Genomic DNA, 18,879 nt, shown 5'->3' with positions numbered 1-18,879 from the left:
CGGCATAACCGGCGTGGCGGCGCTCCCTTACTGGCGGCTGTCCAGTTTCTATCTGTTCTATTTCGCCTTGCTCGGTTCGACAGCGCCGTTTCTGGCGCTGTACTTCGACCACCTCGGCTTCAGTCCGGCGCGGATCGGTGAACTGGTCGCCATCCCGATGCTGATGCGCTGCGTGGCGCCGAACATCTGGGGCTGGCTCGGCGATTACACCGGCAAACGCCTGGCCATCGTGCGCTTTGGCGCGGTGTGCACACTGCTGACTTTCTCGTTGATTTTCGTCAGCAAGACCTACGCCTGGCTGGCGATGGTCATGGCGCTGCATGCGTTTTTCTGGCACGCGGTGCTGCCGCAGTTCGAAGTCATCACCCTGGCGCATTTGCAGGGGCAGACCTCGCGCTACAGCCAGATTCGTTTGTGGGGCTCGATCGGTTTCATCATCACCGTGGTCGCGCTGGGGCGGCTATTCGAATGGCTCAGCCTCGATATCTACCCGGCGGCGCTGGTGCTGATCATGGCCGGCATCGTCCTCAGCAGTCTGTGGGTGCCGAACGCGCAACCGCCGCAAGGCAATCGGCCGGGCGGGGAAGGTTTCCTCAAGCAACTGCGCCACCCCGGCGTGCTGGCTTTTTACGGCTGCGTGGCGCTGATGCAGATGAGCCACGGCCCGTATTACACCTTTCTGACCTTGCACCTGGAACGACTCGGCTACACACGCGGCACGATCGGCATGCTCTGGGCCGTGGGTGTGGTCGCCGAAGTGTTGATGTTCATGGCCATGAGCCGGATTCTTGCGCGGTTTTCCCTGCGTCGGGTGCTGCTGGCGAGTTTTCTGCTGGCGGCGCTGCGCTGGTTGCTGCTAGGTTCGTTCGCCGAGTTCCTGTCGGTGCTGTTGTTCGCGCAGATTCTGCACGCGGCAACCTTTGGCAGTTTTCACGCCGCTGCCATCGCCTTCGTGCAACGTAGCTTCGGTGCGCGTCAGCAAGGGCAGGGTCAAGCGTTGTACGCAGCATTGGCCGGCACTGGCGGTGCGCTCGGCGCGTTGTATTCCGGTTACAGCTGGAATGCCCTCGGCGCGACATTGACCTTTAGTATTGCCAGTCTCGCGGCGCTCGCTGCTGCCGTTATCATTGCCACACGTATGCAAGAGGACAGGCCATGAGCCTTACGCGTGAACAACTCGCCCAGCAAATCGTCGACGCCGGGCGCTTTCTTTATGGTCGCGGTTGGTCGCCGGCCACCAGCAGCAATTACTCGACGCGCCTGTCGGCCAGCGAAGCGTTGCTGACCGTGTCGGGCAAGCACAAGGGCCAGTTGGGTCTGGACGATGTGCTCGCCACCGACCTGTCGGGCAACAGTCTGGAACCGGGTAAAAAGCCGTCCGCGGAAACCCTGCTGCACACTCAGCTGTATAGCTGGCGGCCGGAGATCGGCGCAGTGCTGCACACCCATTCGGTCAACGCCACGGTGCTGTCGCGCCTGACCCCGCAAGACTTTATCGAGTTCGAAGATTACGAACTGCAGAAAGCCTTCAGCGGCATCTCGACTCACGAATCGCGGGTGCGTGTGCCGATTTTCGACAACGATCAGGACATTGCGCGCCTCGCCGCCAAGGTGCAGCCTTGGCTCGACGCCCATCCCGATTGCGTCGGTTATCTGATTCGCGGTCACGGCCTCTACACCTGGGGCGCGCAGATGAGCGATGCGTTGCGGCAGATCGAGGCCTTTGAATTTCTGTTTGAATGCGAGTTGAAAACCCGCAGCGTCATGAACCGCCAAGGCTGACTTCACCAGAAGTAGCCCATTTGCCTGATGAAATGCTGTGCCCGACCGGTCTGCAAGAACCGGACGGCAAGGCCGATACCGAGGAATTGCCCCAATGAGCAGCCTGTCCGTCTATCACGTTTCCAGCCCCGACATTCCGAACAAGGTGCTGACCCATTTCGAAGACATCGCCTCGACCCTGGCCGAGCAGGGCGTGCGCTTCGACCGCTGGCAAGCGGCGGCGAAGATCCAGCCCGGCGCCACCCAGGAAGAAGTGATCAGCGCCTATAAAGAGCAGATCGACCAACTGATGACCGAGCGCGGTTACATCACCGTCGACGTCATCAGCCTGAACAGCGATCACCCGCAAAAAGCCGAACTGCGCGCCAAGTTCCTCGAAGAACATCGCCATGGTGAAGACGAAGTAAGATTTTTCGTCGCCGGCCGTGGGTTGTTTACCTTGCACATCGACGATTACGTCTACGCCGTACTGTGCGAGAAGAACGATTTGATCTCGGTACCGGCCGGCACCAAGCATTGGTTCGACATGGGCGAGCATCCGCACTTCGTGGCGATTCGACTGTTCAACAACCCGGAAGGCTGGGTTGCCAACTTCACAGGCGAAGACATCGCCGGCCGTTTCCCGCGTCTGGAGGACTGATTCGATGTCCATTAAAGCCATCGTTACTGACATCGAAGGCACCACCAGCGCGGTGAGTTTTGTCTTCGACGTGCTGTTTCCGTATGCGGCCGAGCATCTACCGGATTTCGTGCGCCAGAACGCCGAACGCGCCGATGTCGCTGAACAACTCGACGCCGTGCGCCGTGACAGCAATGCGCCGCAGGCCGATGTTGAACGGGTTGTCGAGATTCTGTTGAGCTGGATCGAGGAAGATCGCAAAGCCACGCCACTCAAGGCCTTGCAAGGCATGGTCTGGGCTCAGGGTTATCACGCCGGGCAGTTGAAGGGGCATGTGTATCCGGATGCCGTTGAAGCGTTGCGGCGCTGGCATGCTGCCGGTTATCAACTGTTTGTGTACTCGTCGGGATCGATTCAGGCGCAGAAGCTGATTTTCGGCTGCTCGGAGGCGGGGGATCTGACGCCGCTGTTCAGTGGTTATTTCGACACGACGTCGGGGCCCAAGCGCGAGGCGCAGTCGTACACCAATATCCAGCAATCTATCGGCGTTGAAGCGGGGGAGATTCTATTCCTCTCGGACATCGTCGAGGAACTCGACGCCGCACAAGCGGCAGGCCTGCAAACCTGCGGCCTGGCTCGTGAAGGCGGGGAGTTGGGAAGCCACGTCACCGTCGACACCTTCACCGGCATCGAACCCGAAGCTTTCTGATCCACACAAATCAAATGTGGGAGCGAGCTTGCTCGCGAAGGCGGGATATCAGATAAAAATTTGTCCCTGACACACCGCTTTCGCCAGCAAGCTCGCTCCCACAGGGATTGGTATCAGGCATAAAAAAACAGGCCGTGAAGCGAGAGCTCCACGGCCTGTTTTGTTTAAAGCGCTTTAAAAATTACAGCGAGTGATACGTCGGCAGAGCAAAACGCTGCTGGCTCTGCAGCATGGCAATTTGCGGCAGCTCACTGGCTTGTTCAGCCAGGTCACGACGAATCGCACTGATCGCCCACGACAGTTGATCGCCGGCATGCAGTTGTTGATAAGTCAGTGCGCGCTTGAACACTTTGCCGTCGCTGCTGCGCAGGGTCAGCAGGATCCCGCCATCGGGGCGTGGCGCAGTGGTGACGTCGAAGTTGGAGAACAGGGAGGTAAATTTTTCTTGGATCAGGCTCATGTCTTTCAGCTCCGTATGCACTTGAATGGCAAGCATGCAGAGGAGGTTGCAGCGATTGTGCCAGCATTTGAAATTAATAAAACCCTTATAAATCAACACGTTAAAAAATACGAAAATTCAAGTCGTCGTGCAAACTGCATGAATGGCCATCGTGCATCCTGCATTTTGCGGGATCGTTGTCGAAACAACGGAACCAATCGCTTACCCGATGATCACCGCAGCCATCTGCCGATCAGCGGATACAAAACATTGCAAAAACCGCGTGTACAGCCTGAGAAGCGCTGACGTATTTTCGATCCCGACCCGCGCTTGAATGCGCTGGTTGCTTCAAGCCAAAGCCCGAAAAATAAAAACATCGACCTGCACGCCAAGGTCGGACGGGGAGCTTTCATGAGCTACGCGCCAAGCGACACGATTACCTGGGGCATGATGCTCCGCAAACTGCCGATGATTGCCAAAGCCATTCCGCGAGTGGTCAAGGGCATGAAGGTGGCCAACGTCACGGATCCGACCCAAAGCTGTGGCCTTGGCTGGACATTCGAACAAGCGACGCTGCGCAATCCCGAGGGTCCGGCGTTATTGCAGGGCGATGTGCGGCTGACCTATGCGCAGGTCAACCAGTGGGCCAACCGCATCGCGCACTATCTGAACGGGCAGGGCATCGGCAAGGGCGATGTAGTCGCGGTGTTTATTGAAAACCGCCCGGAATTGCTGGTGACCATTCTGGCGCTGGCCAAGGTCGGCGCGGTCAGCGCGCTGCTCAATACCTCGCAGACGCGCGACACGCTGATCCACAGTGTGAATCTGGTGGCGCCGGTGGCGATTGTGGTCGGCGAAGAACTGGTACCGGCCTATGCGGCGATTCGCGAGCAAGTGGCGATTACCGCGCCGCGCACCTGGTTTGTCGCCGATCAGGACACCTATAGCCATCCGGGCATTGCGCCCGAAGGCTACGTCAATCTGATCAGCGCCAGTGCCGATGCTTCCAGCGAGAATCCGCCGAGCAGTCAGCAGGTGTTTTTCGACGATCCGTGTTTCTACATTTACACCTCGGGCACCACCGGCCTGCCCAAGGCCGGAGTGTTCAAACACGGCCGCTGGATGCGCAGCTCTGCCAGTTTCGGCATGATCGCCCTCAATATGGGCCCCGACGATGTCGTCTATTGCACCTTGCCGCTGTACCACGCCACCGGTGTCTGCGTGTGCTGGGGTTCGGCAGTCAACGGCGCCTCAGGCTTTGCTATTCGCCGCAAATTCAGCGCCAGCCAGTTCTGGAACGATGTGCGCCGTTATCGCGCGACCACGATCGGCTATGTCGGCGAGTTGTGCCGTTATCTGGTCGATCAACCGGCCAGCGCCGATGACAACCGCCACGACGTGCGCAAAATGATTGGTAACGGCTTGCGCCCGGGCGCCTGGGCCGAGTTCAAGACCCGTTTCGCCGTCGACCACATCTGTGAGCTGTACGCGGCGAGCGACGGCAACATCGGCTTCACTAACATTCTCAACTTCGACAACACCATCGGTTTTTCGCTGATGGCCTGGGAGTTGGTGGCTTACGACCATGACAGCGGTGAGCCGCTGCGCAGCACCGACGGTTTCATGCGCAAGGTCGGCAGGGGCGAGCAGGGCCTGTTGCTGGCGCGGATCGACGAGAAGGCGCCGCTGGACGGTTACACCGATCCGCAAAAAACCGCCAAAGTTGTCCTTCACGACGTGTTTAGCAAAGGCGATCGTTTTTTCAACACTGGCGATCTGCTGCGCAACATCGGTTTTGGTCATGCGCAATTTGTTGATCGCCTCGGTGACACCTATCGCTGGAAGGGCGAAAACGTCTCGACCACTGAAGTCGAAAACCTGCTGCTGCAACATCCGCACATCTCCGAGGCGGTGGCGTATGGCGTGGAGATCCGCAATACCAACGGCCGCGCCGGCATGGCGGCGATTACGCCGGCGGAATCCCTCGCGACCCTGGATTTCGCCGAGTTGCTGACCTTCGCCCGCGAACGTATGCCGGCCTACGCGGTACCGTTGTTCCTGCGGGTGAAGGTGAAAATGGAAACCACCGGGACCTTCAAATACCAGAAAACCCGACTGAAAAATGAAGGTTTCGACCCTGGCCAGACGGGCGATGATCCGATCTACGCATGGCTGCCTGGCACGCAGACCTACGTTCGGGTCACCGACGAGGTGCTGGCGGAAATTCATCAAGGCAAACATCGTTATTGAATCTGGCTATGAGCCGGCTTGAGAAAAAGGGGGTGACAGCCACCGTCTCGCTCGGGAAACTGTCGGCTTTCCGATTGACCGAAAGTGGAGTTGCCCCATGTCCGACCAAAGCCGCCAGATGACCCCTGAAGAAGCTGCCGAATTCACCGAGCAGGTTTTCAACAAGGCGCGCGACGGTGATGCCGAGATGCTCGATCGCCTGGTCACCGCCGGTTTGCCGGTCAACCTGAAAAACAGCAAGGGTGACACGCTGCTGATGCTGGCCAGTTACTACGGCCATGTCGATGCGGTGAACGTACTGCTTAAACACAAGGCTGACCCGGAAATGCGCAATGGCAACGGCCAGAGCCCGATTGCCGGTGCGGCGTTCAAAGGCGATCTGGCGGTGGTCAAGGCGTTGGTCGAGGCGGGCGCCGAGATTGAAGGCTCGTCGTTCGATGGACGTACGGCGCTGATGATGGCGGCGATGTTTAACCGTGTGGAAATCGTTGATTACCTGATCAGCAAAGGCGCCAATCCGCAAGCCAAGGATGCCAATGGCGTCACGGCGCTGGACGCGGCCCGCACCATGGGCGCAGTCGACACCACTGCGCAGCTGGAAAAACTGTCGGGCTGAAATCCATTCTGATGGACTGTGGCGAAAGGGAGAATGCGTTATCCTTCGCGCCCTCGAAATTCACCTTCGCCACAGGATCCGCCCTCATGAAAGCCGCGCTCGTCGAACTCATCAGCAAAATCAGCTCCGGCTGCATGGGCGAGGACGAGATCCTGAAAGTCGCCGACGAAGCGGCACAGGCCTACGCCGATGCCGATGCTTTTCTGGCAGCCAACCCCGACATCAACTACGACGACACCTTCCCGATCCCGCTGGGTGAGTGGGTCGTGGTCGGCAGCCTGCCGGAAACCGTGCTGTTCCAGGCTGACACCTACGTTGACCTGTTCGCGCAGATCGTCGCCTCGTTCGGCCCGGGTGTGGATTTCAACCTCAAGCCCAAGCAACTGGCCAAGACCGAAGCGCTGGTCGCGCTCAACCGCATCCAGGTGCAGATGAGCAGCATGAACAAGGAAAACGGCGGCTACACGCTGATGAACTTCAGCCAGTTGCTCGACGACGAACTGCAGATGGTTTTGGTCTACGGCAACGACGTGCCACGCGTGCTGGAGTTGTGCGCCGAAGTCGGCATTGCCGCCGCTCCTTCGCTGGAAGCCTTGAAGATCGCCGTTCACGTCTGAACGCAATAAAAGGGAACCCTGCGCGCGACCGTCTATCCTAAAAGTGCATGCCACTATTCTGGAGCGACACCATGGGTTCCACGTTCAACGGTCTGATTGGCCTGATCATTCTTGCCCTCGACATCTGGGCCATCATCAACGTGTTGAAAAGCGGCGCGACCACCGGGATGAAAATCGTCTGGGTGCTGCTGATCATCCTCCTGCCAGTGCTGGGCCTGATCATCTGGGCGATTGCCGGACCACGGGGCAACGTGCGGATCTGAATCAGCTAACACCGCAATACCCCTGTAGGCGCTGCCGAAGGCTGCGATCTTTTGATCTTGCTTTTAAAAATCAACGTCAAAAGATCGCAGCCTTCGGCAGCTCCTACAGGGATTGTGGTTTGCCGATGAAGTGAGGTTCGACCTGTCATCTTCGGCAACGTAGAATGCGCGCCTTTCCCGGGCAATCGTCCCCACGATTGACGCCCGCGCATTCATCGGAGCACTTCACCATGACCGTTACCAAAACCAGCGAGTACCTGGAAACCCTCTACGAAGGCTACGGCCAGCGTTTTCGCATGGAAAAACTGCTGCACGAAGTGCGCACCGAACACCAGCACCTGGTGATTTTCCAGAACCCGCGCATGGGCCGCGTCATGGCGCTGGACGGCGTGATCCAGACTACCGAAGCCGACGAATTCATCTATCACGAAATGCTCACTCACGTGCCGATCCTCGCCCACGGCAGCGCCAAGCGCGTGCTGATCATCGGCGGTGGTGACGGCGGCATGCTGCGCGAAGTGACCAAGCACGCCGGCGTTGAACACATCACCATGGTTGAGATCGACGGCACCGTGGTCGACATGTGCAAAGAGTTCCTGCCGAACCACTCAAGCGGCGCCTACGACGATCCACGTCTGAATCTGGTGATCGACGACGGCATGCGTTTCGTCGCCACCACCACGGAAAAGTTCGACGTGATCATCTCTGACTCCACCGACCCGATCGGCCCGGGCGAAGTGCTGTTCTCGGAAAACTTCTACCAGGCGTGCCACCGCTGCCTGAACGAGGGCGGCATCCTCGTGACTCAGAACGGCACGCCGTTCATGCAGATCGACGAAGTGAAAACCACCGCCGGTCGCCTGAACAGCCTGTTCCCGGACTGGCACTTCTATCAAGCCGCAGTGCCGACCTACATCGGCGGCTCGATGACCTTTGCCTGGGGCTCGACCAACCCGGCTTACCGCAAGCTGAGCCGTGAAACCCTGCAGCAGCGCTTCATCGGCAGCGGCATCGTCACCCGCTACTACAACCCGGAAATCCACATCGGCGCGTTCGCCTTGCCACAATACGTGCTGCAGGCGATCAACAAGCCAAGCAACGACTAAAAGAACACTGCAAAACCCCTGTGGGAGCGAGCTTGCTCGCGAAATCGGACTGTCAGCCAACATATTTGTTGAATGAAAAACCGCTTTCGCGAGCAAGCTCGCTCCCACATTTGCTTCCCCGTAATGTAGATGTCGTTTTATTCATGTTCGTGCGCTGTAATCCTTTTGAACCAACTTTCGGCGCACCAGTCGATTTAGGTGTAAGCCCATTTGCGGGTTTGATCGAGGAGGCACCGATGCAAAAGTGGAAAGTCACTTTCGTGGACGATCATGGTGAAATTGTCGATGAGGTGTTCGAGCGCGCGGAATGCCCCACCGACGATGAGGCCGCTCGATTGATCAAGGAACGGCTCCTGCCCGTCGCCGCCAAACTGGATCTCAACGATCTGGAAGGGCGAACCCCCGATGCTGGCGTCAAAAGCCTCGAAACCCAAAATAGCATCAAGATCCGCAGCATCACTCCAATCTGAAAATCTTCCTTCATCCGAAGCAACCAGGCCTTGGCAGCAGCTCTATCTTGGGGCTACTCTGCAAGCGAGATCAGCGAACGGATCGCTAAGGTCTGGTCTTGTCAGCTACATGCTTGTTCCCGCGTGCAACCACGTTGCCGTCGTACTTTGGCCAGAGGCCCGGGGCGGGAATACGGAAAGTCTATCCATCTATGCGAGGGGGACGATTCATGAGCACAGCCTATCAAGAAGACATCAGCAGCAATGTTCTGCGCCGCATGAAAGAAGGCGGTTTCGATTTTTCCCGATTCCATCCCATCGAGTTCTACGCGATTTTCCCGGACGAGGAGCGGGCGCGCAGGGCGGCAGGCAAATTTCGCGGTGAATCCATCAATGCCCAGGTCAGCGTGCGTGATGACGGTGCGTGGGCGCTGGAATTAAGCAAAGTGATGTACGCGACCTATGACGATATCGGTGACTTCGAGCAGGGATTCTCTGCCGTGGTTGAACCTCTGGGCGGCATTATCGAAGGCTGGGGCGTGAAGCAGGAGGTGCGCAATCGTCACCGTTTGAACTGATCTCGGGTTTCATTTGTTGAACAACGGCTGACCTTCGGGTTGGCCGTTGTCGTTTCAAGCGTGCGCAAAGCGCCGTGGCAAAACCCTGAAACAAGAAACCGAGGCAAAAAAAAGCCACCGGAGAGGGTGGCTAAAAGGGAAGACCGATAAGGAGAGGAAACCGGTCAGGGTTACAGCGGGGCGGGCTGCGAGGGCAGTCCAGTTCAGTTGAGCTGGCGACTTCGCGGCGCGGTGCGCGGGGAAGTTTTGCAGCGAATGCGCGGATTATCCGCAGGCAGCGCCGGGCAGTGAAATCAACTCTGACTATGCTGGTGATAGGCGATGCAGTGCGTCGCAATGAAGCGGGGGCAATCCGGTTGGGGCATTTGCCGCACAGGAATGGTGCGGCGCCTGTGGCGTGAATATCCAACCGATTGAAATCAAAGCGTTTATGCCGATGGCACGGGCTTTGCGAAGGCCTGTATGTCCGGGTGACAAGGAGTACGGCATGATCCGCACCTATTTTGATGAGATGTACGATGCCGGCGGCCAGGTTCGCCCGCATTATCGGGAGTTTGCCCGATGGCTGGCCGATACGCCTGACGAGCTGCTGGCCCAGCGGCGACGTGAGGCTGACTTGCTGTTCCATCGCGCCGGCATCACCTTCACGCTCTATGGCGACGAGCAGGGCACCGAGCGCCTGATTCCTTTCGACACCATTCCGCGCAGCATCCCCGCCAGCGAATGGCGGATCGTTGAGCGCGGCTGCATTCAGCGGGTCAAGGCGCTGAACATGTTCCTCGCCGACCTCTATCACGAGCAGCGCATCATCAAGGCCGGGATCATTCCCGCCGAACAGGTGCTGGCCAACGAGCAATATCAGTTGGCGATGCAAGGTCTGGATCTGCACCGCGATATCTATTCGCACATCTCCGGCGTCGATCTGGTGCGCGATGGCGACGGCACCTATTACGTGCTTGAAGACAACCTGCGCACACCGAGCGGCGTCAGCTACATGCTCGAAGACCGCAAGATGATGATGCGCCTGTTCCCGGAGCTGTTCGCCGCGCAACGTATCGCACCGATCGATCACTACCCGAACCTGTTGCTCGACACCCTGAAAAGCTCAAGTCCCATCGATGATCCAAGTGTGGTGGTGCTGACGCCGGGGCGCTTCAACAGCGCGTTCTTCGAGCATGCGTTTCTCGCGCGGGAAATGGGCGTTGAACTGGTCGAGGGTGCGGATCTGTTCGTGCGTGATGACAAGGTCTTCATGCGCACCACCGACGGCCCGAAAGCGGTGGACGTGATTTACCGCCGCCTCGATGACGCATTCCTCGACCCGCTGGCGTTCAACCCGGACTCAATGCTTGGCGTGCCGGGGCTGCTGTCGTCCTATCGTTCGGGCAACGTAGTACTGGCCAACGCCATCGGCACCGGCGTGGCGGACGACAAATCGGTATATCCGTTTGTCACTGACATGATCCGTTTTTACCTGGACGAAGAACCGATCCTGAAGAACGTGCCGACCTGGCAGTGCCGCAACCCGTCTGAACTTTCCCATGTGCTGGCCAATCTTCCAGATCTGGTGGTCAAGGAAACCCAAGGCTCCGGTGGTTACGGCATGCTCGTCGGGCCGGCGTCGACGAAGGCGGAAATCGACGCGTTCCGCGAGCGCATCAAAGCCAAGCCACACGCCTATATCGCGCAACCAACGCTGTCGCTGTCGACTTGTCCGACCTTTGTCGAAAACGGCATCGCGCCGCGCCATATCGACTTGCGTCCGTTTGTCTTGTCCGGGCGCGAAACCCGCGTGGTGCCCGGCGGTTTGACCCGCGTCGCGCTGCGCGAAGGCTCTCTGGTGGTGAACTCCTCTCAGGGCGGTGGAACCAAGGACACCTGGGTGGTCGAGGATTGAAGGAAGCTTGCCATGTTAAGTAGAACTGCCTCGGATCTGTATTGGATGTCGCGTTACCTGGAGCGGGCGGAAAACCTCGCACGGATGCTCGATATCAGTTATTCGCTGTCGCTGATGCCGCAGGACGGTCGCGGCGATGGACTGCACGAACTGGCCATGCCGCTGCTGATCACCGGCACCCTTGATGATTATCTGGAGCGTCACGGGGCGTTGCATGCCGAACGTCTGTTGCACTTTTTTGCCCTCGATGCGGCCAACCCGGCGAGCATCTACAGCTGCCTCGGCGCGGCGCGGGCCAGTGCTCACGCGGTACGCGGACGCATCACCGCAGACATGTGGGAAAACATCAACGCGACGTGGCTGGAGATTCGCGGGATCGCCGAACAGGGCCTGAGCCGCTACGGCATGAGCCGCTTTTGCGAATGGATCAAGGAGCGTTCGCACCTGTTCCGTGGTGCGTCGTACGGCACGATCATGCGTAACGATGCGTTTCGCTTTATTCGTCTCGGCACCTTTATCGAGCGCGCCGACAACACCCTGCGACTGCTCGATGCACGTTATGAAATGGCCGGCGATCAGGCCGAAGCGGTCAGCGATGGCACGGCCCACGCGTATTACCAGTGGAGTGCCTTGCTGCGTGCCTTATCGTCATTCGAGGCCTACACCGAAATCTACCGCGATGCGCCGGGCGCCCGGCATGTTGCCGAGTTACTGCTGTTGCGTGCCGATGTACCGCGCTCGCTAAGGGCCTGTACCGAAGAAATCGACCAGATTCTTGCGCAACTGCCCGGCGCTAACGGTCGACCCGCGCAACGCTTGGCAGCGGAAATGGATGCGCGTCTGCGCTACACCGGCATCAACGAAATTCTCGAGGAAGGCCTGCACGCGTGGCTGACCGAATTCATCCCGCTGGTGCGCCAGTTGGGCAACGCCATTCACAGTTCCTACCTGGAGGCTGCATGAGACTTTCCATAAGCCACGAGACCACCTATCACTACGAAGATCAGGTGCGGGCGAGCATCCAGTACCTGCGACTGACCCCCCACGACAGCGAACGTCAACACGTGTTGAGCTGGCAACTCGACCTGCCGCGTCCGGTGCGTGCGCAACTCGATCCGTTCGGCAATATCCTGCATGTACTGACCATGGACGAGCCGCACGAGGCGATCATCATCGGCGCGCGCGGGCAGGTTGATATCGACGAGCTGCGCGAAGCCGAGCATGAGAGCCAGTCGGCGCTGCCGTTCCTGCGCTTTACCCGATTGACCGAGGCCGACGAGGCATTGCGCGCGTTCGCCGAGAGATCCTGCAAGCAGCGGCGCGATCGCACCGCGCTGATCGATCTGATGCACGGTTTGAATCAGCACATGACCTACACGCCGGGTTCCACCGAAGTCGACACCAGCGCGGCGGACGCTTTCGCCGGGCGCGCCGGGGTTTGTCAGGATCACACCCATGCGTTTCTCGCCTGTGCGCGCAGTCTGGGCGTGCCGTCGCGTTATGTGTCGGGCTATTTGTACAGCGAAGATTGCGAGCATCTGGCCAGCCATGCCTGGGCGGAAGCCTGGCTGGATGACGCCTGGTACAGCTTTGACGTGACCAATGAACTGGCGCGGCCGGAGCGGCACCTGAAACTGGCGGTGGGTCTGGATTATCTGGATGCCTGCCCGGTGCGCGGCATGCGCCGGGGCGGTGGGTGTGAGCAGATGCATGCGAAGGTATTTGTCTCGCCGACCCCCGTTATCTCCGTACAACAACAGTAAACGCCGTACTCCTGTGGGAGCGAGCCTGCTCGCGAAGGCGGTTTATCAGTCACTGATGCAGTGTCTGACACGCCGCTTTCGCGAGCAGGCTCGCTCCCACAGGGGAAATGGCGTTACGGCTTAACCTTGCGCCCGGCCATGTGTTTCAAATATCCCACCAACATCTGCAAATCCCCCTCCGGCAACACCGCCTCCGAAAACCCTGGCATCTTCGCCTGCGGCCACTGACGCAAACTCTGCGGATCGCGAATGTAGCGCTTCAAGAAATCCGCGCTGAAATACTCGGTCGGGTTATACGGAATGTTCAAGTCCGGCCCGAATTGCGCATCCCCCGCACCGTTCAATCGGTGACACGCCAGACAGTTTTTCTGAAACAGCGCGAACCCTTGGTTTACCGGGTCATCCGCCTTCAGCGCAGGATCCGGCAGCAGGGCAGGGAAACGCTCGGCCACCGGCGCCATACGCTTGATGCTCGCGACTTCGAACGGCCATTGCTCCGGGCTGATATTGCCGGCCTGCGGATCGGTCCAGACCAGATAGAACGGCCCGGCGCTGTGCTTGCCTTCCGACAGCGCTGGCCACGGCTGAGTCGGATCCTCAATGGCCAGCCACGCCCGTGCGCCTTTTGCGTTGAGCAGCGGCGCTGCGGCCAGCTCGGCTGCGAATCCGTCCAGCGCCACCGCTTGCAGGTGATCCTGCGGTTTGATCCCGGTCAGCAGCGCGGCCACGGGCACGGCGCGATAGGTCATGTCCTTCTTGTAGGACACATCGTTTTTGATAGTGAGGGTTTGTACCTGAGGATGCTTGAGTAATTCCTCGGTCTGCCAGGTGCGGCTGTTTGCGCCCAGCTGCAGATCCAGCTGTGCGGCAGACAAGGGCATGCTCAGCAGCATGGCCCCGAACACAATGAGCGCTTTCAAATGATCGCCGTCCATGTCGTGGGAGTGCGCAAAGATTGGCACAGCCGCGCTGGCCCGGGTAGCGGGCCAGTCACATTTTCAGTGGCGATAAACAGCACCTGCCGCTCGATTCAGCCGATGACCTTGGTCAGATTCGGCAAAATCAACAACAGCGTCGTGGCGAAAAGAATGAGCCCTGCTTGACGAACTTTCGGTTGTTTGAACATGGCTTGACCGCCTTTATTGTTATTTCCTGATGCTTGCCTGCATATCCATGACGGCAAGCGCTGCACTTCCTGTTGAAGAACGTCGGCCTCGGCAAAACCCGACGACCCTGACGTACATGTACTACCTTAGGGCCCGCGTCACGCTTGGCTTAGATCCATTTCATATGGAGCTGTGGTTAATTGCGATAAAAAAGGCATGAGGCTTATTGCCAGCTTCTTTGCCGCCCGCTGGCTAGACAACTCGCTGACCTGAACCGGTTCACCCAGCCGCCGACGACCGTCCGTCTGAGCGTGTGCGTCAAGCGTATTGAGCGCTGTGGTCATTGAATCCACGACGGCTTGGGCCAAGAGTGAAGGTACAAGAAATCACTCACCGCACAGGTTCGAGGACGACATGACCCAAGCTTTGATATTCGATGCGCTACGCACGCCCCGTGGCAGAGGCAAGGCCGATGGCGCTCTGCACAGCGTCAAACCGGTGAATCTGGTCGCCGGCCTGCTGACCGCGCTGCAAGCGCGGACTGCGCTGGACACCAGCCAGGTCGATGACGTGGTACTCGGCTGCGTCACGCCCATTGGCGATCAAGGCTCGGACATCGCCAAGACCGCGGTGCAAGTGGCCGATTGGGATGTCAGCGTTGCCGGTGTGCAGATCAACCGTTTCTGCGCCTCGGGACTGGAAGCGGTCAACCTCGGCGCGATGAAAGTGCGCTCAGGTTTCGAAGATCTGGTGGTGGTCGGCGGTGTCGAGTCGATGTCGCGGGTACCGATGGGTAGCGATGGCGGCGCCTGGGCGCTGGATCCGCAGACCAATCTGCACAGTCATTTCACCCCGCAAGGTGTTGGCGCGGACCTGATCGCCACGCTGGAAGGCTTCAGTCGTCAGGACGTCGATGCCTACGCACTGCACTCGCAACAGAAAGCCGCACGGGCACGGGCTGATGGCTCGTTCAACAAGTCGTTGGTGCCGGTGCAGGACCAGAACGGCATCATCCTGCTCGATCACGATGAATTCATTCGTGCCGAGTCGACCCTTGAAGGCTTGGGCAAGCTCAAACCGAGTTTTGAAATGATCGGCCAAATGGGTTTTGACGCGACGGCGCTGCGGGTCTACAGCCATGTCGAGCGGATCAATCACGTACACACGCCGGGCAATAGTTCCGGGATCGTCGATGGCGCGGCGCTGATGTTGATTGGCTCTGAAGCCAAAGGGCGGGCGCTGGGCCTGCAACCTCGGGCGCGCATTGTCGCCACAGCGGTCACCAGCACCGACCCGACCATCATGCTCACCGGTCCTGCGCCGGCCACCCGCAAGGCGTTGGCCAAGGCTGGATTGCGCGTAGAGGATATCGATCTGTTCGAGGTCAACGAAGCGTTCGCTTCGGTGGTGCTGAAGTTCATCAAAGACATGGCTGTCGATCCCGATAAGGTCAATGTCAACGGCGGCTCGATTGCCATGGGCCACCCGCTGGGCGCCACCGGTTGCGCGATCCTCGGCACTTTGCTCGATGAGCTGCAAGCCCGGCGTCTGCGCTATGGCCTGGCGACGCTGTGCGTCGGCGGCGGTATGGGCATTGCCACCATCATCGAACGCCTCTGAGCCCCGAATACAAGGAACCTTGTTATGAGCGAAGCCATTCGTTACGAAAAAGGCCAGGACGCTATCGTCGTGCTGACCATGGACATGCCGGGCCAGAGCGCCAACACCATGAACGCCGTGTACCGCGAGGCCATGGCCGCATGCGTCGCCCGGCTGGTGGCGGAAAAAGACAACATTGCCGGGGTGATCATTACGTCGGCAAAGAAAACCTTCTTTGCCGGCGGCGACCTCAATGAGCTGATCAAGGTCGGCAAGCCTGAAGCCAAAGCCTTCTACGACATGGTGCTGACCCTCAAAGCACAATTGCGCACCCTGGAGACCCTCGGCAAACCGGTAGTCGCGGCGATCAACGGCGCGGCGTTGGGCGGCGGTTGGGAAATCTGCCTCGCCTGTCATCATCGCGTGGCGCTGGACGATGCATCGGTGCAACTCGGTCTGCCGGAAGTGACCCTTGGCCTGTTGCCGGGCGGCGGCGGGGTGGTGCGCATGGTGCGCATGCTGGGCATCGAGAAGGCGCTGCCGTATTTGCTCGAAGGCAAGAAAGTGCGTCCGCAACAGGCGTTGCAGGCGGGTTTGAATGATGAACTGGCGGCGAACCGCGATGAATTGCTGGCCAAGGCGCGCGCCTGGATCGTTGCCAATCCGACGGCAGTGCAGCGCTGGGATGTGAAGGGTTATCAGATTCCGGGCGGCACGCCATCGAACCCGAAAGTCGCGCAGATGCTGGCGATTGCGCCATCGATTCTGCGCAGCAAGACCCAAGGCACAATGCCAGCGCCGGAGAAAATCCTCTGCGCGGCAGTCGAGGGCGCTCAGGTCGATTTCGACACTGCACATCTGATCGAAACCCGTTACTTCACCGAACTGACCACCGGGCAGATCTCGAAAAACCTGATCGGCACGTTCTGGTTTCAGCTCAACGAGATCAACGCCGGAGGTTCGCGGCCGCAGGGCGTTGCGCCGTATGTCACGCGTAAGGTCGGCGTGCTTGGCGCAGGGATGATGGGCGCGGGGATTGCCTTTGTCAGTGCTTCGGCGGGTATTGAAGTGGTGCTCAAGGATGTCAATCTGGCTGCCGCCGAAAAAGGCAGAGCTCATTCTGCAGCGTTACTGGACAAGAAAGTCGCTCGCGGACAGATGGAGGCTTCGAAGCGTGATGAGGTGCTGGCGCGCATTACCCCATCCGAAAGTGATGCGGACCTCGCGGGTTGCGATCTGATCATCGAAGCGGTGTTTGAAGATCGCGATCTCAAGGCCAGGGTTTCCTCTGCCGCCCAGCAAATTGTCGGCGCCGAAGCTGTTATCGCCTCGAATACATCGACGCTGCCTATTACCGGGCTGGCAAAGGCTGTGCCTGATCCTGGAAAATTCATCGGTCTGCATTTCTTCAGTCCGGTAGAGAAAATGCCATTGGTGGAAATCATCAAAGGTGCGCAGACCAGCGATGAAACCCTGGCTCGAGGTTTCGATTTCGTTCTGCAAATCAAGAAGACCCCGATTGTGGTCAACGACAGCCGCGGCTTCTTTACCTCGCGGGTATTCGGCACGTTCACCAATGAAGGCATTGCCATGCTCGGCGAAGGCGTGAGCGCGCCAATGATCGAGACCGAAGCGCGCAAGGCCGGGATGCCGGTCGGACCTCTGGCGATCTCCGACGAAGTCTCCCTCAGCCTGATGAGCCATATCCGTCAGCAAACTGCCAAGGACCTACAAGCAGAAGGGAAATCGCTGATTGAGCACCCGGCCTTCGCCGTGATTGACTTGCTGCTCAATGAATACAAGCGCCCGGGCAAAGCGGCGGGTGGCGGTTTTTACGATTACCCGGCGGGTGCACAGAAACATTTGTGGCCAGAACTGAAGGAGCGTTTCGAGAAGGTCGACGGGCAGATTTCGCCCAAGGATGTGCGTGATCGGCTGCTATTTGTACAAGCCATCGAAACCGTGCGCTGTGTTGAGGAAGGTGTGCTGACTTCGACGGCGGACGCCAATGTCGGTTCGATCTTTGGTATCGGTTTTGCCGCGTGGACGGGCGGTGCGTTGCAGTTCATCAACCAATACGGGGTGAAGGATTTCGTCGCTCGCGCGCAGTATCTGGCCGAGCAGTATGGCGAGCGTTTCGCGCCGCCTGAGTTGCTGCTGGATAAAGCCGCGAAAGGTGAAATGTTCTAAGGGCAACGAGCATTCCGGGGCTTGCCTTGCCAGGGTGTTTCAAGGCAGGCTCTGGGGTGTTCATTATTCCCATCACGTGTCAGGTATTTTTTATGTCGCTACGCATCTGCATTCTGGAAACCGACATCCTGCGTCCGGAACTGGTCGATCAATATCAGGGTTACGGGCAGATGTTCCAGCGCCTGTTCTCGCAGCAACCGATTGCCGCCGAGTTCAGCGTCTACAACGTGATGCAGGGCGAATACCCGAGCGACGATCAAACCTTCGACGCGTACCTGGTCACCGGCAGCAAGGCTGACTCGTTCGGTACTGATCCGTGGATTCAGACCCTCAAGGAATACCTGCTGACGCGTTACGAGCGTGGCGACAAACTGCTCGGCGTGTGCTTCGGCCATCAACTGCTGGCGCTGTTGCTCGGTGGCAAGAGCGAGCGTGCGACGCAGGGTTGGGGTGTTGGCACTCACAACTACAAACTCGCGGCCAAGGCTCCGTGGATGAGTCCGGTACGCGAGGAGCTAACACTGCTGATCAGTCACCAGGATCAGGTCACTGCGTTGCCGGAAAACGCTACGGTCATAGCTTCCAGCGATTTCTGCCCGTTCGCGGCGTATCACATCAATGACCAGGTACTCTGCTTCCAGGGGCACCCGGAGTTCATCCACGATTATTCGCGTGCGCTGCTTGATTTGCGTCAGGAAGCGTTGGGTTCGCAGATTTACACCAAGGGTGTGGCCAGCCTCGAGCAGGAACATCACGGCGCCACGGTTGCAGAGTGGATGATGCGCTTTGTCGCGCACAAGCCAGAAACTGTCTAAAGCCAAAAGCTTCGCGAGCAGGCTCGCTCCCACATTAAATTTTCGGTGCGCCACCGATCAATGTGGGAGCGAGCCTGCTCG

At 59.0% G+C, this 18,879-nt stretch carries 20 protein-coding genes; 18 read left to right on the top strand and 2 right to left on the bottom strand.

Annotation, left to right across the window (positions count from 1 at the left end; translation table 11 throughout):
• The first annotated feature begins 13 nt into the window (after positions 1-13).
• The 4 genes from F8N44_RS05245 (at position 14) to mtnC (ending at position 3,110) form a co-directional block, all read left to right on the top strand.
• Positions 14-1,159 carry an MFS transporter gene (locus tag F8N44_RS05245; protein WP_150649605.1) on the top strand — a complete coding sequence of 382 codons (1,146 nt, stop codon included), beginning with the start codon at positions 14-16 and terminating at the stop codon, positions 1,157-1,159.
• The gene (locus F8N44_RS05240; RefSeq protein ID WP_150649604.1) at positions 1,156-1,782 is read left to right on the top strand and encodes a methylthioribulose 1-phosphate dehydratase; all 627 of its coding nucleotides are present in this window, start codon (positions 1,156-1,158) and stop codon (positions 1,780-1,782) included. The genes F8N44_RS05245 and F8N44_RS05240 overlap by 4 nt, the downstream gene beginning before the upstream one ends.
• Before the next feature lie 94 nt (positions 1,783-1,876).
• Positions 1,877-2,422 carry a 1,2-dihydroxy-3-keto-5-methylthiopentene dioxygenase gene (locus F8N44_RS05235; protein ID WP_102901171.1) on the top strand — a complete coding sequence of 182 codons (546 nt, stop codon included), beginning with the start codon at positions 1,877-1,879 and terminating at the stop codon, positions 2,420-2,422.
• Positions 2,423-2,426: 4 nt separating this feature from the next.
• The gene (mtnC, locus tag F8N44_RS05230) at positions 2,427-3,110 is read left to right on the top strand and encodes an acireductone synthase (RefSeq protein ID WP_150649603.1); all 684 of its coding nucleotides are present in this window, start codon (positions 2,427-2,429) and stop codon (positions 3,108-3,110) included.
• A gap of 181 nt (positions 3,111-3,291) precedes the next feature.
• Here the strand turns inward: mtnC and F8N44_RS05225 are convergent, their stop codons facing one another.
• Positions 3,292-3,570, bottom strand: a complete 279-nt coding sequence (locus tag F8N44_RS05225; RefSeq protein WP_008080936.1) for a DUF3509 domain-containing protein — start codon at positions 3,568-3,570, stop codon at positions 3,292-3,294.
• Here F8N44_RS05225 and F8N44_RS05220 point away from each other — a divergent pair.
• The 11 genes from F8N44_RS05220 to F8N44_RS05165 all read left to right on the top strand — a co-directional run bounded on the left by F8N44_RS05220 (position 3,556) and on the right by F8N44_RS05165 (position 13,088).
• Positions 3,556-3,855 carry a hypothetical protein gene (locus tag F8N44_RS05220; RefSeq protein ID WP_150649602.1) on the top strand — a complete coding sequence of 100 codons (300 nt, stop codon included), beginning with the start codon at positions 3,556-3,558 and terminating at the stop codon, positions 3,853-3,855. The genes F8N44_RS05225 and F8N44_RS05220 overlap by 15 nt on opposite strands.
• Positions 3,856-3,960: 105 nt before the next feature.
• Positions 3,961-5,799, top strand: coding sequence for a long-chain-acyl-CoA synthetase (locus F8N44_RS05215; RefSeq protein WP_150649601.1), 1,839 nt, complete (start codon positions 3,961-3,963; stop codon positions 5,797-5,799).
• Between the two features lie 97 nt (positions 5,800-5,896).
• Positions 5,897-6,415, top strand: a complete 519-nt coding sequence (locus tag F8N44_RS05210; protein WP_150649600.1) for an ankyrin repeat domain-containing protein — start codon at positions 5,897-5,899, stop codon at positions 6,413-6,415.
• An 86-nt stretch (positions 6,416-6,501) separates the two neighbouring features.
• On the top strand, positions 6,502-7,032 hold the full coding sequence (locus F8N44_RS05205; protein WP_141129878.1) for a hypothetical protein: 531 nt from the start codon (positions 6,502-6,504) through the stop codon (positions 7,030-7,032).
• A gap of 71 nt (positions 7,033-7,103) precedes the next feature.
• Complete coding sequence (locus tag F8N44_RS05200; RefSeq protein WP_007914053.1) at positions 7,104-7,295, top strand: PLDc N-terminal domain-containing protein; 192 nt, start codon at positions 7,104-7,106, stop codon at positions 7,293-7,295.
• Positions 7,296-7,525: 230 nt separating this feature from the next.
• The gene (gene speE / locus F8N44_RS05190) at positions 7,526-8,401 is read left to right on the top strand and encodes a polyamine aminopropyltransferase (RefSeq protein WP_016982904.1); all 876 of its coding nucleotides are present in this window, start codon (positions 7,526-7,528) and stop codon (positions 8,399-8,401) included.
• A 236-nt stretch (positions 8,402-8,637) separates the two neighbouring features.
• Positions 8,638-8,871, top strand: a complete 234-nt coding sequence (locus F8N44_RS05185) for a hypothetical protein (protein WP_116032855.1) — start codon at positions 8,638-8,640, stop codon at positions 8,869-8,871.
• A gap of 209 nt (positions 8,872-9,080) precedes the next feature.
• The gene (locus tag F8N44_RS05180) at positions 9,081-9,428 is read left to right on the top strand and encodes a ribonuclease E inhibitor RraB (RefSeq protein WP_007914059.1); all 348 of its coding nucleotides are present in this window, start codon (positions 9,081-9,083) and stop codon (positions 9,426-9,428) included.
• A 487-nt stretch (positions 9,429-9,915) separates the two neighbouring features.
• Positions 9,916-11,325: a circularly permuted type 2 ATP-grasp protein gene (locus tag F8N44_RS05175; protein WP_007914061.1), complete on the top strand. Its 1,410-nt coding sequence runs from the start codon at positions 9,916-9,918 to the stop codon at positions 11,323-11,325.
• Between the two features lie 12 nt (positions 11,326-11,337).
• Positions 11,338-12,288 (top strand): alpha-E domain-containing protein, encoded by a 951-nt coding sequence (locus F8N44_RS05170; protein WP_007914063.1) that lies wholly within the window; start codon positions 11,338-11,340, stop codon positions 12,286-12,288.
• A complete protein-coding gene (locus F8N44_RS05165) occupies positions 12,285-13,088 on the top strand; it encodes a transglutaminase family protein (RefSeq protein WP_150649599.1) in 804 nt (267 codons plus the stop codon). Before F8N44_RS05170 ends, F8N44_RS05165 begins: the two co-directional genes overlap by 4 nt.
• Before the next feature lie 113 nt (positions 13,089-13,201).
• Here F8N44_RS05165 and F8N44_RS05160 read toward each other — a convergent pair whose 3' ends face one another.
• Positions 13,202-14,023 (bottom strand): c-type cytochrome, encoded by an 822-nt coding sequence (locus F8N44_RS05160; RefSeq protein WP_150649598.1) that lies wholly within the window; start codon positions 14,021-14,023, stop codon positions 13,202-13,204.
• A gap of 585 nt (positions 14,024-14,608) precedes the next feature.
• On the opposite strand from F8N44_RS05160, the gene F8N44_RS05155 reads away from it, so the two are divergent.
• The 3 genes from F8N44_RS05155 to F8N44_RS05145 all read left to right on the top strand — a co-directional run bounded on the left by F8N44_RS05155 (position 14,609) and on the right by F8N44_RS05145 (position 18,798).
• Positions 14,609-15,814, top strand: a complete 1,206-nt coding sequence (locus F8N44_RS05155; protein ID WP_150649597.1) for an acetyl-CoA C-acetyltransferase — start codon at positions 14,609-14,611, stop codon at positions 15,812-15,814.
• A 24-nt stretch (positions 15,815-15,838) separates the two neighbouring features.
• Positions 15,839-17,983, top strand: a complete 2,145-nt coding sequence (locus tag F8N44_RS05150) for a 3-hydroxyacyl-CoA dehydrogenase NAD-binding domain-containing protein (RefSeq protein WP_150649596.1) — start codon at positions 15,839-15,841, stop codon at positions 17,981-17,983.
• A gap of 92 nt (positions 17,984-18,075) precedes the next feature.
• Entirely contained in the window at positions 18,076-18,798 is a 723-nt protein-coding gene (locus tag F8N44_RS05145; protein ID WP_150649595.1) for an amidotransferase, read from the top strand.
• The last annotated feature ends 81 nt before the right edge of the window (positions 18,799-18,879 follow it).

This window comes from Pseudomonas fluorescens (assembly GCF_902497745.1).
Taxonomy (GTDB): Bacteria; Pseudomonadota; Gammaproteobacteria; order Pseudomonadales; family Pseudomonadaceae; genus Aquipseudomonas; species Aquipseudomonas fluorescens_BM.
Note: the sequence above shows the minus strand (reverse complement) of the source record. Positions and strands in the feature narration are given on the sequence as shown.